Here is a 13480-nt window from a genome sequence, read left to right as displayed (position 1 = left end):
TCGACCCGGTCGTCCGCTCAGCCGGTCTCCACGCGTAAGGAACATCGATGAGCCGATATCGCTACGGGGCCTACGAGGACGGGCCCGACCCGCTCGCCCCGCCCTACGACGTCCGCGACGCCCTGGACGCGCTGGGCGACTCGGTGCTGGAGGGCACCCGGGCCGACGACGCGCTGCGCGAGCTGCTGCGGCGCGGCCTGCCGGGCGCGCGGAACCGCCGCGGGCTCGACGACCTGCTCCGCCAGGTGCGGGAGCGGCGCCGCGCGCTGCGCGACCGGGGCCGCCTCGACGGCACCCTGGAGCAGGCGCGCGCGCTGCTCGACACCGCGATCGGCCAGGAGCGGGCCGAGCTGTTCCCCGACCCGGGCGACGAGGCGCGGCTCCGCGAGGCGGAGCTGGACACGCTGCCGTCCGACACCGCGCAGGCGATCCGCCGGCTGTCGGACTACGACTGGCGGTCCGGCGCGGCCCGCCGCACCTTCGAGCAGCTGAAGGACCTGCTGCGCCGCGAGGTGCTGGACGCGCAGTTCCAGGGCATGAAGCAGGCCCTGGAGAACCAGGACCCGGCCGCCATGCAGCGGGTCAAGGACATGATGGCCGAGCTCAACGGGATGCTCGACCGCGACGCCCGCGGCGAGCACACCCAGGAGGACTTCGACCGCTTCATGGAGCGGTACGGGGACATGTTCCCCGACGAGCCGCGCGACCTGGAGGAGCTGGTCGACTCCCTCGCCCGCCGCGCCGCCGCGATGGACCGGCTGCTCGCCTCGCTCAGCCCCGAGCAGCGCGCCGAGCTGGGCGGGCTGATGGAGCAGGCCATGCAGGACGCGGGCCTCGCCATGGAGATGGCCCGGCTCGGCGACGCGCTGCGCACCCGCCGCCCCGACCTCGGCTGGGGGCGGCCCGAGCAGATGACCGGCGACGACCCGCTCGGGATGGGCGACGCCACCACCGCGCTCGCGGAGCTGGCCGACCTGAGCGAGCTGGAGGCGGCGCTCGGCCAGGACTACCCCGGCGCCCGGCTCGACGACATCGACGAGGACGCCGTCCGGCGGGCGCTCGGCCGGCAGGCCGTCGACGACCTGGACGCGCTGCGCCGCATCGAGAAGGAGCTGGAGCGGCAGGGCTACCTGCGCCGCAACCGCGGCAAGCTGGAGCTCACCCCGAAGGCGGTGCGCCGCCTCGGCGAGACCGCGCTGCGCCGGGTGTTCTCCCAGCTCGCCTCGGGCCGGCCGGGCGACCACGACCAGCGCGACGCGGGCCAGGCGGGCGAGCTGACCGGGGCGAGCCGGGAGTGGCGGTTCGGCGACGAGCAGCCCCTCGACGTCGTCCGGACGGTGAGCAACGCGATCCGGCGCAGCGCCATGGAGGGCGGCACGGGCCTCGTGACGCGTCCAGCGGCGACGGCGCGCGTCGTCGAGCCGGCGCCCGCCGAGCCGGGTCTGGTCGAACCGGGCACCGCCGACGTCGCCGAGATCACCGGCGCCGGCGCCGGCACCGCCGCGGGCCCGCGGCCGAACGGGGTCCGGCTGGGCGTCGACGACTTCGAGGTGCACGAGACCGAGCGGCGCACCGGCGCGGCGGTCTGCCTGCTGGTCGACCTGTCGTACTCGATGGTGCTGCGCGGCACGTGGGCGGTCGCCAAGCAGACCACGCTCGCCCTGCACACGCTCGTGACCAGCAAGTTCCCGCAGGACGCGATCCAGATCATCGGGTTCTCCAACTACGCGCGGGTGCTGCACCCCGAGGAGATGGCCGGCCTCGACTGGGACATGGTGCAGGGCACGAACCTGCACCACGCGCTGATGATCGCGGGACGGCATCTGGACCGGCACCCCGACTTCGAGCCGATCGTGCTCGTCGTCACCGACGGGGAGCCGACCGCGCACCTGCGCCCGGACGGCAGCTCGCTGTTCGACTACCCGCCGTCCACCGACACGCTCGTCCTCACCCTCGCCGAGGTCGACAAGATGACCCGGCGCGGCGCCGGCATGAACTTCTTCATGCTCGCCGAGGACCGGCGGCTCGTGTCGTTCGTGGAGGAGGTCGCGCGGCGCAACGGCGGCCGGGTGTTCGCGCCCGACGCCGACCGGCTCGGCGAGTACGTCGTCAGCGACTACCTCCGGGTGCGGCGGGGCCGCCGCTGACCGCGGGCAGGGGCTAGGGTCGGCGTCATGTCGACTTCCGATCGCATCCTGCTGATCCTGCACATCGGCTTCGCGATCTTCACGCTGGGCCCGCTGACCGCCGCGACCATGTCCACGCCCCGCTACATCCGCAAGCGGAACGCGCCCGTGGTCCGGTTCCTCAACTGGACGACCCGGGTCTACGGCCTCGCGACGCTGGGCATCTTCCTGTTCGGGCTGGGGCTCGCGGAGGGGAACTTCGCGCAGGCGTGGCTGACGGTGTCGATGACGCTGTTCATCGTCGCGCTGGCGCTGCTGCTGATCATCGAGCGCGACCAGCGGAAGGCGGCGCATCTGCTGGAGGAGGCGGCCGGTGGCGCGGGCACGGCGCCCGCCCCGCAGCCCGCCACCGCGACGGAGGCCGAGGCGGAGAAGAGCGAGCCCGAGGCGGACGGCGCGTCCCCCGCCCCGGCGGCCGCGGCGGGCGGCGAGATCGCGCAGGTGGAGCGCGGCCGGCTGGCCGCCCTCTCCGGGGTCGTCGCGCTGCTGTGGCTGGTGATCCTCGTGCTGATGGTCTGGAACGGCTGAGCCGCCCGGAACGGCCGCCCGCTCCGGGGCGGCCCGCCCGCTACTTCTTCAGGTGGCTCTTGAGCCAGCTCACGATCGTCGGGTAGGTGTCCGGGTCGGTCAGCAGCTGCGAGGCGTGCAGCCGGCCGTCCACCGTCTTCACCGTCGTCTTGACGCCCGCCGCCCGCAGCGCGGACGCCAGCCCGGTGCTCTGGGTGACGGGGACGAAGTCGCCGGAGCCGTGCATCAGCAGCATCGGCGCGTCCCCGCGCGAGACGTGCGTGAGCGTGCTCGCGTCGTCCACCCGCGGCCAGCAGTCCGTGCCGGTGCCGGGCTCGCCGCCGGGCTCCGCGCCCGGACCGGTCTCGGTCTCGGCGCCGGTGCCGGGCGCGGCGCCCGGCGTGCAGTCCAGGAGGTCGACCACGGCCCGCCGCAACTTGCGCTGGGTGGCGGTGGCGCCGGGCTTCGCGCCGTCCTTGAAGGCGAGGAACGGGTTGTTCGGCGGCGACAGCGCGACCACGCCGCGCACCCGCTGGGTGCCCTTGCCGAGGGTGCCGAGCTGGGTCGCGAGCTGCCCGCCGGCGGACGAGCCCATCACCGCGACGCGGGACGGGTCGGCGTTCCACAGCCGGGCGTGCTTGCGGATGAAGTCGAGCGCGGACAGCGCGTCGTCGCGCTGCGCGGGCCAGTGCGCGCGCGGGGCGAGCCGGTAGTTCGCCGACAGGACGACGAACCCCTCCTCGGTCAGCCGCCGCGCGACGTACTTCCAGCCGCCGCCCTTGTCGCCGTGCAGCCAGTAGCCGCCGTGCAGGAACAGCACGACCGGGCGCGCCTCGGCGCCCGCGCCCTTGTCGCGCCAGTAGGCGTCGATCTTCTGCGCGGTGTCGGTTCCGTAGGCGTAGGTGCGGAACTTCGGCAGCTCCGGGGTGACCATGACCGCGTGCGCCGTGGCGGTCGCGTCGTCGGGCTCCCCGTCCTGCCCGGTCGCGCCGTCGCCGGGCGACGCGGTGGACGGCGCCGACGGCGACCCGCTCCCGGTGCCGCCGGAGCCGGTGCCCGCGGAGGGGCCGCCCGGCGGCGCCGACGGGACGTCCACGGACGGTGTCGGCGCCGGGGCGTTCGCATGGGCGCCCCCGGGGATCGCGACGGCGGACACGCACGCCGCGGCGAACGCCGCCCCACAGACCAGTACTTTGCGCACCCCGGGCCCCTCCTTTACGAACCTGGCGCGCTGAGTATAGATGTTTTGATCAAGTGGGGGCGGGAACGGGCGGGGGACTCTCAGCCGGCGTTCAGCCGAGCGCCTGCTCCAGATCGCGCCGCAGGTCGTGCACGTCCTCGATCCCGACGGAGAGCCGCACCAGGTCGGCGGGCACTTCCAGCGGCGATCCGGCGGCCGACGCGTGCGTCATCCGGCCCGGGTGCTCGATCAGCGACTCGACGCCGCCGAGCGACTCGCCGAGCGTGAACAGCTTCGTCCGCTCGCACACCTGGACGGCGGCCTCCTCCGACTCCATCCGGAACGAGACCATGCCGCCGAACGCCTTCATCTGCTTGGCGGCGATGTCGTGGCCCGGGTGGGAGGGCAGCCCCGGGTAGAGGACCTGCCGGACGGCCGGGTGCCGGGTCAGCATCTCGACGATCCGCTCGGCGTTCGCGCAGTGCCGGTCCATCCGCACGCCGAGCGTCTTGATGCCGCGCAGGGTGAGCCAGGAGTCGAACGGCCCGGCGACGGCGCCCATGGCGTTCTGGTGGAAGGCGAGGCGCTCGCCGAGCGCCGGGTCGGCAGTGATGAGCGCGCCCCCGACGACGTCGGAGTGCCCGCCGATGTACTTGGTGGTCGAGTGGACGACGGCGTCGGCGCCGAGGTCCAGCGGGCGCTGCAGGTACGGGGAGGCGAAGGTGTTGTCGACGACGAGCAGCGCGCCACCGTCGTGCGCGACCGCGGCGAGCGCCGCGATGTCGGCGATGCCGAGCAGCGGGTTCGTCGGCGTCTCCACCCAAATGATCTTCGTCTCGGGGCGCACCGCGGCCCGCACCGCGGCGATGTCGCCGAGCGGCACCGGGTCGAACGCGATGCCCCACGGCTCGGCGACCTTCGCGAACAGCCGGTAGGTGCCGCCGTAAGCGTCGTCCGGGATGATCACATGGTCGCCGGGCTTGCAGACCGCGCGCAGCAGCGCGTCCTCGGCGGCGAGCCCGGACGCGAACGCCAGTCCTCGCGCGCCGCCCTCGATCTCGGCCAGGCATACTTCCAGCGCGGTACGGGTCGGGTTGGCCGACCGGGAGTACTCGTAGCCCCCGCGCAGGCCGCCGACGCCGTCCTGCTTGTAGGTGGAGACCTGGTAGATCGGCGGGACGACCGCGCCGGTCGCGGGGTCGGGCTCCTGCCCGGCGTGGATGGCCAGGGTCTCGAACCCGTGCTGAACCTCGTTGTCCATGGGTACGAGGCTATCCACCCGCCGCCCCTCCTAGAGGAGGAGGCACTCCCCCGGAGGTATCAGCCCCCATTTCAGCGCAGCGGGTGACCCCATCGGGCTTCGCGATCTCTACCGTTTTAGAGGTATCCCAACGACCTTGATTAAGGAAGCCCATGTTCGCTCGGCTCGCGCGCTTCGTCGTGAGACACCCGTGGTGGACGATCGTGGCGTGGCTCGCCGCCGCGGTCGTGATCATCGCCTTCTCCCCCAAGCTGACCACCGAGTCGGACCAGGGCGAGTTCCTGCCGTCGAAGTACGAGTCCGTCCAGGCGGCCGAGCTGGCGGAGAAGGCGTTTCCGGAGCAGGCCGACCTGTCCGCGCTGATCGTGGTGCAGCGGTCCGACGGCGGGAAGATCACCCCCGCGGACAGCACCAAGGTGGCGGCGGCGGCCAAGAACCTGACGGCCAAGAAGTACCCGACGGTCCAGGGCTTCGTGACGGGCCCGCAGGCGGTGGCGCCCAACAAGTCCATCCAGCTGATCACCGTGCCGATGGAGCAGGCGACCGGCGACGCGGCCAAGGATCAGAGCCAGGCCATCAAGGACATCCGCACCCAGCTGCCGAAGGAGCTGGGCGGCGGCCTGGAGGCCAAGGTCGGCGGTGAGGTCGCCGCGTTCGTCGACAACGAGGACTCCTTCACCCAGTCCTTCGCGCTCATCACCGTCGCCACCTTCGCGCTGATCATCGGGCTGATCCTGCTGATCTTCCGGGCGCCGCTCGCGGCGATCCTGCCGATCATCGTGATCATCGCCACCGAGCAGGTGTCGATGGGCCTCATCGGGGCCGCGTCCAAGCTGCTCGACTTCTCCGGCGACGACAGCCTGCAGATCATCCTGACCATCGTGCTGTTCGGCATCGGCGCCGACTACTACCTGTTCCTGCTGTTCCGCTACCGGGAGCGGCTGCGCGCCGGCGAGGACCGCAAGACCGCGCTCATCTCGGCGGTCGAGCGGGTCGGCGAGGTCATCACCTCCGCCGCGGCCGCCATCGCGGTCACGTTCCTGGTGCTGATGCTCGCGTCGTTCGGCATCTTCGCCGCGTGGGGCCCGTCCCTCGCCATCGGCGTGCTGGTGATGGGCGTCACCTCGCTGACGCTGTTCCCGGCGATCCTGTCGCTGCTCGGCCCGGCGGTCTTCTGGCCGTCCAAGTCCTGGAAGAAGCAGCCCAAGGCCACCGTGTCCAACCGGCTCGGCCGGATGGTCGGCGCCCGCCCGGCGCTGGTCGCCCTCGGCGCGGGCGCGCTGCTGGTGGCGCTGGCCTCCGGCGCGCTCGGCTTCAAGTCCGACTACGACTTCCAGTCCAGCTTCCCGCAGGACACCGAGTCCGCGCAGGCCACCAAGGACCTGCAGAAGGGCTTCCCGGCCGGGCAGACCGTGCCGGTGCAGGTCATGGTCCGCTCCACCGACGGGCAGCCGCTCACCAAGGAGAAGCTGGACGCGTTCGGGCAGCAGGCCAAGTCGCTGCCGGGCGTCGGCGGCGTGCAGCCCGCCGAGCTCGGCAAGGACCCGAAGCTCGGCCGCGTCGACCTGGTGCTGAACGGCAACCCGCGCGACAACGACTCGATCAACCTGGTGAAGAACGATCTCGGGCCGGCCGTCCACAAGATCGCGCCGGAGGGCACCCAGCTGTACGTGGGCGGCGAGACCGCGATCTACAGCGACATCAACCGGGTGGTGAACCGGGACCTGTCGGTCATCCTGCCGGTCGCCGGCGTGCTCATCGCGCTGATCCTGCTGATGCTGCTGCGCTCGGTGGTCGCCCCGCTGTACCTGGTCCCGGCGGTGCTGCTGGGCTTCGCCGCGACCCTCGGCTCCGCGGTGTACGTCTTCCAGGGGCTGATGGGCGAACCCGGTGAGATCTTCCACTTGCCGATCATGCTGTACCTGTTCGTGCTGGCCATCGGGACCGACTACAACATCCTGATGACCGCGCGGCTCCGCGAGGAGGCGAAGGAGGGCCACGAGCCGCGCAAGGCCGCCGCGCTGGCGGTCGAGCACGGCGGCCCGACGGTCGCCGCGGCCGGGCTGATCCTGGCGGGCACGTTCTCGGTGATGCTGCTGGCGAAGGTCTCGATGCTCCAGCAGATGGGCTTCTCCATCGCGCTCGGCATCGCGCTGTCGGCCTTCGTCATGGCGATCTTCCTCGTGCCGGGCCTCACCGCGCTGCTGGGCCACCGGGCCTGGTGGCCGGGGCACGGCGACGTGGCGAAGAAGCAGAAGAAGCCGGTCGGCCCCGCCGACACGCGCGAGGACTTCGTCCCGTCCGGGTTCCGCCAGTAGGAGCCCCCAGATCGTCGGGTTGCGGAGCCCGGCCCGAAACGCCGCCCACCGGTCGGGCTCCGCAATCCGACACCCCGCAAGAAAAGAGAAGGCCCGGAGACCGTCGAGGTCTCCGGGCCTTCGGCGTTCCGTCGGCGGTCTGTCAGCCGGTGGAGGACGCCAGGAAGGACAGCAGGTCCTGGCGGGTGACGAGGCCCTTGGGCTTGCCGTCCACGAGGACGACCGCCGCGCCGGACTTCTCCAGCACGCCCACGGCCTTGCTCACCGGCTCGCCGTACCCGAGCGTCGGCAGCGGCGCCGCCATGTGCAGCTCGACGGGCTCGGACATCTTGGCCTCGCCCTTCACCATGATGTCGAGCAGGTCGCTCTCGCCGACCGAGCCGACCACCTCGGCCGCCATCACCGGCGGCTCCTCCTTCATCACCGGGACCTGCGACACCTCGTACTCGCGCATGATGGAGATCGCGGTCTGCACGCTCTCGTGCGGGTGGACGTGCACGAACTCCGGCAGCGTGCCGCCCTTGCGGGTGAGCACCTCGCCGACCCGGGCCTCCTCGGTGTTCGGGGTGAGGAACCCGTAGTCGGCCATCCAGCCGTCGTTGAAGATCTTGCCGAGGTAGCCGCGGCCGCCGTCCGGCAGCAGCACCACGATCACCGCGTCCGGGCCGGCCTTCTCGGCGACGCGCAGCGCGGCGACCACCGCCATCCCGCAGGACCCGCCGACGAGCAGCGCCTCCTCGCGGGCGAGCCGCCGGGTCATCAGGAAGGAGTCCTTGTCGGACACGGCGATGACGTCGTCGCAGATGTCGCGGTCGTAGGTCTCGGGCCAGATGTCCTCGCCGACGCCCTCGGTCAGGTAGGGGCGACCCGAGCCGCCCGAGTAGACCGAGCCCTCCGGGTCGGCGCCGATGATCTGCACCCGGCCGCCGGACACCTCCTTGAGGTACCGGCCGGTGCCGCTGATCGTGCCGCCGGTGCCGATGCCCGCGACGAAGTGGGTGATGCGGCCCTCGGTCTGCTCCCACAGCTCCGGCCCGGTCGTCTCGTAGTGCGACCGCGGGTTCTGCGGGTTGGTGTACTGGTTCGGCTTCCAGGCGCCGGGGATCTCGGCGGCGAGCCGGTCGGAGACCGAGTAGTAGGAGTCGGGGTGCTCGGGGTTCACCGCCGTCGGGCAGACGACGACCTCGGCGCCGTACGCGCGCAGCACGTCGATCTTGTCCTTGCCGACCTTGTCGGGGCAGACGAAGACGCAGCGGTAGCCGCGCTCCTGCGCCACGATGGCGAGGCCCACCCCGGTGTTCCCGGAGGTCGGCTCGACGATCGTGCCGCCCGGGCGCAGTTCGCCGGACTGCTCCGCCGCGTCGATCATGCGGACCGCGATGCGGTCCTTCACCGACCCGCCCGGGTTGAAGTACTCCACCTTGGCGAGCACCTGCGGCCGCAGGTCCCCCGTCACCTTGCGCAGCCGAACGAGCGGGGTGTTGCCCATCAGTTCGACGAGCGAGTCGTGTACGTGCACCGCGACATCCTTGTCGTTCAGTGATTGATCTGAGCGCCGCGCCTCGGTCGCGCCGCCGGTAACGCGGCGGAGCGGGCGCGGCTCCGGAAGGTTTCCCGTTTCCGACGTTAGCCGAGATCCAGCGGGCAGGCATCAAAGCGTCATCGCGCGGGTAGAAAGATGATCACGGAGGGTCAAGGCAGCATGTTGAGAGCATTCACCGCGCGCCGGATCGCGGCGGCCGCGGCCTACGGCGGCGGTGGCATCACCGCCCTCGGCGGCATGACCTTCGGCCTCATCGTCGTCGAGGCCAGGCTCGCCCGCCGGATCATCCAGGCGACGCCCAACGGCGACCCGCCCGCCGCCGACGGCCTCTACGGCGCGCAGGCGGGCGGCGACCCGCTGTCGCTGGTCATGCTCGGCGACTCGACCGCCGCCGGCCTCGGCGTCCACACCCCGGCCGAGACGCCCGCCGCCCTCCTCGCCGGCTGGCTCGCCGCCGCGGCGGGACGTCCCGTCCGGCTGACCAACGTGGCCCTCTCCGGCGCCCGGTCGCAGGCCCTGCACGGCCAGGTCGACCGGGCCCTGCAGACCCGCCCCGACCTCGCCGTCATCATGATCGGCGCGAACGACGTGACCGGCCGGATCGGGCCCGCCGAGTCCGTCCGGCACCTGGCGGAGGCCGTCCGGCGGCTGCGCGCCGCGGGCGCCCACGTCGTCGTCGGCACCTGCCCCGACCTCGGCTCGGTGAAACCGCTGATGCAGCCGCTCCGCTGGTTCGCGCGGCGCGCCTGCCGCCAGCTCGCCGCCGCGCAGACCATCGCCGTCGTCGAGCACGGCGGCCGGTCGGTCTCCCTCGGCGACCTGCTGGGGCGCGAGTTCGCCGCGGATCCGCTGTCGATGTTCAGCGAGGACCGCTACCACCCGTCCGCCCGCGGCTACGCCGCCGCGGCCGCGGCCGTCCTGCCGTCGATGGCGGCGGCGCTCGGCCTGGAGCCGGACCTGCCCGGCGCGGCCGCCCGCCCGGTCGCCCAGGCCGCCGCCGAGGCCGCCGAACGGGCCGGTACCGAGGTCAGCGGCGCTTCCGTCGCGGGCGACGACCGGGGCCCGCGGGGCCGCTGGGCGACGCTGCGGTACCCGCTGCACCGCCCGCTGCGGCGGGCGCTGGTCCGCCCGCTGTCGACCGGCGCCGCCGCGCTCGCGGCCGTCGCTCCGGCGCGCCGGCTGGCGCGCTGCGCGACCGGCATCGCCCAGGCCCGGCAGCGCCTGCGGGACCGCCGCGCGCGGCGCCCGGTCACGGAGACCGGCGGTGGCTGAAACGGCCTGCGGTGGCTGAGCCGACCGGAGCCCGCCCGGTCACCGGTAGGCGGGCCCCGGCGCCGCGGAGCGCCGTCCGGCCGGCCCACCGCCCGCGCTTGCGGCGGCCCGGCCGGTGGCACGGCTCACAGCCTCGGACGATGCACGTCCCGGGCGCATGGGGCGGCCGTCACCGCGGCGCCGGGATTCGCCGCACCGGGGTAAGTCGACACTTATTGGACGCGCCGTCGACTAAGCCCGGGGGCCGCCGTGTACGGGGCGGTCGCCAGCGGTTAGATTGACCGGGTGACCGGTGAGTAAGTTGACACCGTTACGGCCGCTGAGACAGGAGACCCGCTATGCCCGAGGCAGTCATCGTCGCGACCGCGCGCTCGCCCATCGGCCGCGCGTTCAAGGGGTCGCTCAAGGACATCCGGCCCGACGACCTCACCGCCCAGATGATCACCGCCGCGATGGCGAAGGTCCCGCAGCTCGGCCCGGACCAGATCGACGACCTGCTGCTCGGCTGCGGGCTGCCCGGCGGCGAGCAGGGCTACAACATGGCCCGCGTCGTGTCCGTCCTGCTGGGCTGGGACAACGTGCCCGGCGCCACCATCACCCGGTACTGCTCGTCCTCGCTCCAGACGACCCGGATGGCGCTGCACGCGATCAAGGCCGGCGAGGCCGACGTGATCGTCTCGGCCGGGGTGGAGACCGTCAGCCGCTTCGCCAAGGGCAGCAGCGACGGCCTCCCCGACACCCAGAACCCGCTGTTCGCGGACGCGCAGGCCCGCACCGCCACGGCGGGCGAGGGCGGCGCGCCGGTGTGGCACGACCCGCGCGAGGACGGCACGCTCCCCGACATCTACATCGCGATGGGGCAGACCGCCGAGAACGTGGCCGGGCTGCGCGGCGTCAGCCGGCAGGCGCAGGACGAGTTCGGCGTCCGCTCGCAGAACCTCGCCGAGAAGGCCCTCGCCAACGGCTTCTGGGAGAAGGACATCACCCCCGTGACGCTGCCGGACGGCACCGTCGTGGCCACGGACGACGGCCCCCGGCCCGGCACCACCTACGAGAAGGTGTCGCAGCTCCAGCCGGTGTTCCGCCCGGACGGGACGGTCACCGCGGGCAACTGCTGCCCGCTGAACGACGGCGCCGCCGCGGTCGTCGTGATGAGCGACACCAAGGCCGCCGAGCTCGGCATCACGCCGCTGGCCCGGGTCGTGTCGACCGGCGTCACCGGCCTGTCCCCCGAGATCATGGGCCTCGGCCCGGTCGAGGCGTCCCGCAAGGCCCTCGCGAAGGCCGGCATGACGATCGGCGACATCGACCTCGTCGAGATCAACGAGGCGTTCGCGGCGCAGGTGCTGCCGTCCGCCGAGGACCTCGGCATCGACCACGACAAGCTGAACGTGAACGGCGGCGCGATCGCGGTCGGCCACCCGTTCGGCATGACCGGCGCCCGCATCACCTCCACGCTCATCAACGGGCTCAAGTTCCACGACAAGCAGTTCGGTCTGGAGACGATGTGCGTGGGCGGCGGCCAGGGCATGGCGATGGTTCTGGAGCGCCTCTCCTAGTCACTCTCCGGGTGGCCCGTGCGGCACGCCCCCATGGGGCGGGCACGCGGGCCACCTGCGCTTTTCCGGGGAATATCCCCGTTACAAATGATCTACGTAACGCAAAAGATAGGTCCCCGTTAGGGTCTTGTCACATGCGGAGAGGTGTTGCAGAGTCAGCAGGAAGAGCCCCGCGACCTGGAGGTGCCAATTGTCACTGAACCACTCGCCGGAGACGCACAGCAAGCTGATCGCCCGGATTCCGCAAGTCACAGGACGTGACATCCCCGAGTGGTTCACCGCCATCGAGAACGGCCCCTCGTTCACCCGCTGCGAGGAGCGCAGCACCTGGCTGGCCGAGGAGCACAACCTCTCGCACGGCTACGCCGCGGCCCTGGTGCGCGAGCACGAGCGCACCCGGCGCGCGCGCCACTACTGACGAAGCACACCCTCGGACCCGGTGGGGTCCCGCCGGCGGATGCCCCCGCAGTCGTGCCGCATCGTCCGCCACGACCTCGGCGCAGAGATCCCCACACGGATCAGCCCCGCACCGTCCGGCGCGGGGCTGATCATTGCGCGGGCTAGTCCCGCCCGCTGAAGTAGCTGAGCAGCCGCAGGATCTCCAGATAGATCCACACCAGGCTCAGCACCAGGCCGAACGCGCAGTACCAGGCGAACTTCTCCGGCGCCCCCTGGCGGACGCCCTGCTCGACGGCGTCGAAGTCCAGCAGCAGGAAGAAGCAGCCGACGAGGATCGCGACCACGCTGAAGACGTAGGCGAGCGGGCTGCCCGGGTCGCGGATGCCGATGCCCTGGTCGCCGCCGAACAGGTGCACGAGCAGGTTGATGAACATCAGCCCGATGAGCGCGGCGCCCGCGGCGATGACGAACTTGGCGAACTTCGGCGTGACCCGGACGATGCGCAGCGCGTACGCGGCGAGCGTGGCGGCGAACGCCAGCGCCGTACCGATCACGGCCTGGAAGACCACGCCGTGGTACAGGTCGTTGTAGGAGTGGCTGATGATGCCGACCGCGACCCCGTAGACCGCGGCGAACGACAGCACCAGGGGCGCGTTCGCCTTGCGGCCGAACGTGATGAACGCCCAGATCCCGAGCTCGGCGACGAGCGCGAGCACCAGAACCGGGACCGCGATCGAGGTGGGAACCGCGACCCACGAGACCGCCGCGGCGAGCACCAGAACGGCAAGGCTGAGGAACCCGCGGACGACGACGTCGTCCATGGTCATCGGCCGAGTGGCCGGCGGCGCATACCCGGGCGCCTGGTAACCCGGGGGCGCCCCGTACTGCTGCGCCCCGTACGCGGGCGCTCCATATCCGGCAGCGCCGTACGCCGCGCCCCGTTGATCGAAGGCGTTCCCCCGGAACGCGGGGTTTCTACTCTCCATCAGAGTCTCCACTTTCGGCCGAGGTGGCCCTCCAGTGTAAACGCCGAACCCCCCGCATGATCAGGGTGGATGGCCCCCACACCACCCCGAAACGCACAAAGCCGATCCCGAACACATCCAATGCTCGAACCCCGGCCACAGGAACACGGGACGTGCGGCCGGAGGGCGCCCTAGCGCCCGGAGGCCGCACGTCCCGCCGGGGGGGGGGGGGGTTTGGGGGGGGGGCCCGCGGGCGGGTTTATATACTCTGTGGCCGTAGGGGGGGGGGA

The 13480-nt window shown here is 72.4% G+C and carries 10 protein-coding genes; 6 read left to right on the top strand and 4 right to left on the bottom strand.

All coding sequences use genetic code 11. From position 1 onward, the window contains the following. Window positions 1–47: 47 nt before the first annotated feature. Window positions 48–2147 (top strand): vWA domain-containing protein, encoded by a 2100-nt coding sequence (locus tag ACGFI1_RS07660; protein WP_392783987.1) that lies wholly within the window; start codon window positions 48–50, stop codon window positions 2145–2147. Window positions 2148–2174: 27 nt separating this feature from the next. Beyond that, window positions 2175–2714, top strand: coding sequence for a hypothetical protein (locus ACGFI1_RS07655; protein ID WP_387069702.1), 540 nt, complete (start codon window positions 2175–2177; stop codon window positions 2712–2714). A gap of 40 nt (window positions 2715–2754) precedes the next feature. Here the strand turns inward: ACGFI1_RS07655 and ACGFI1_RS07650 are convergent, their stop codons facing one another. Together ACGFI1_RS07650 and ACGFI1_RS07645 are read right to left on the bottom strand one after the other, a co-directional pair. Continuing rightward, the gene (locus tag ACGFI1_RS07650) at window positions 2755–3894 is read right to left on the bottom strand and encodes an alpha/beta hydrolase (protein WP_240807884.1); all 1140 of its coding nucleotides are present in this window, start codon (window positions 3892–3894) and stop codon (window positions 2755–2757) included. Window positions 3895–3985: 91 nt separating this feature from the next. After that, window positions 3986–5134 (bottom strand): cystathionine gamma-synthase, encoded by a 1149-nt coding sequence (locus tag ACGFI1_RS07645; protein WP_392783986.1) that lies wholly within the window; start codon window positions 5132–5134, stop codon window positions 3986–3988. A gap of 152 nt (window positions 5135–5286) precedes the next feature. Between ACGFI1_RS07645 and ACGFI1_RS07640 the strand changes: the two genes are divergently transcribed. Then, complete coding sequence (locus ACGFI1_RS07640) at window positions 5287–7452, top strand: MMPL family transporter (RefSeq protein WP_386872724.1); 2166 nt, start codon at window positions 5287–5289, stop codon at window positions 7450–7452. Window positions 7453–7594: 142 nt separating this feature from the next. Here ACGFI1_RS07640 and ACGFI1_RS07635 read toward each other — a convergent pair whose 3' ends face one another. Beyond that, complete coding sequence (locus tag ACGFI1_RS07635) at window positions 7595–8971, bottom strand: cystathionine beta-synthase (RefSeq protein ID WP_364549645.1); 1377 nt, start codon at window positions 8969–8971, stop codon at window positions 7595–7597. A 183-nt stretch (window positions 8972–9154) separates the two neighbouring features. On the opposite strand from ACGFI1_RS07635, the gene ACGFI1_RS07630 reads away from it, so the two are divergent. From ACGFI1_RS07630 to ACGFI1_RS07620, 3 genes are all read left to right on the top strand, one after another. Beyond that, entirely contained in the window at window positions 9155–10267 is a 1113-nt protein-coding gene (locus ACGFI1_RS07630; RefSeq protein ID WP_392783983.1) for an SGNH/GDSL hydrolase family protein, read from the top strand. A 338-nt stretch (window positions 10268–10605) separates the two neighbouring features. Beyond that, window positions 10606–11826: an acetyl-CoA C-acetyltransferase gene (locus tag ACGFI1_RS07625; RefSeq protein WP_392783981.1), complete on the top strand. Its 1221-nt coding sequence runs from the start codon at window positions 10606–10608 to the stop codon at window positions 11824–11826. A gap of 190 nt (window positions 11827–12016) precedes the next feature. Beyond that, complete coding sequence (locus ACGFI1_RS07620) at window positions 12017–12244, top strand: DUF4287 domain-containing protein (protein ID WP_089325573.1); 228 nt, start codon at window positions 12017–12019, stop codon at window positions 12242–12244. 142 nt (window positions 12245–12386) lie between these two features. On the opposite strand, the gene ACGFI1_RS07615 is transcribed toward ACGFI1_RS07620, so the two are convergent. Next, window positions 12387–13211 (bottom strand): Bax inhibitor-1/YccA family protein, encoded by an 825-nt coding sequence (locus ACGFI1_RS07615; protein ID WP_364549640.1) that lies wholly within the window; start codon window positions 13209–13211, stop codon window positions 12387–12389. Window positions 13212–13480: the final 269 nt, after the last annotated feature.

This window comes from Actinomadura geliboluensis, from assembly GCF_043197915.1.
Taxonomy (GTDB): Bacteria; Actinomycetota; Actinomycetes; order Streptosporangiales; family Streptosporangiaceae; genus Spirillospora; species Spirillospora geliboluensis.
This window is presented reverse-complemented; position numbering and strand designations above follow the sequence as displayed.

Bases quoted from the DNA above. Each gene is read 5' to 3' on its own strand.
- ACGFI1_RS07660 (WP_392783987.1), top strand. From the start codon at position 48: ATGAGCCGATATCGCTACGGGGCCTACGAGGACGGGCCCGACCCGCTC.
- ACGFI1_RS07655 (WP_387069702.1), top strand. From the start codon at position 2,175: ATGTCGACTTCCGATCGCATCCTGCTGATCCTGCACATCGGCTTCGCG.
- ACGFI1_RS07645 (WP_392783986.1), bottom strand. From the start codon at position 5,134: ATGGACAACGAGGTTCAGCACGGGTTCGAGACCCTGGCCATCCACGCC.
- ACGFI1_RS07640 (WP_386872724.1), top strand. From the start codon at position 5,287: ATGTTCGCTCGGCTCGCGCGCTTCGTCGTGAGACACCCGTGGTGGACG.
- ACGFI1_RS07630 (WP_392783983.1), top strand. From the start codon at position 9,155: ATGTTGAGAGCATTCACCGCGCGCCGGATCGCGGCGGCCGCGGCCTAC.
- ACGFI1_RS07625 (WP_392783981.1), top strand. From the start codon at position 10,606: ATGCCCGAGGCAGTCATCGTCGCGACCGCGCGCTCGCCCATCGGCCGC.
- ACGFI1_RS07615 (WP_364549640.1), bottom strand. From the start codon at position 13,211: ATGGAGAGTAGAAACCCCGCGTTCCGGGGGAACGCCTTCGATCAACGG.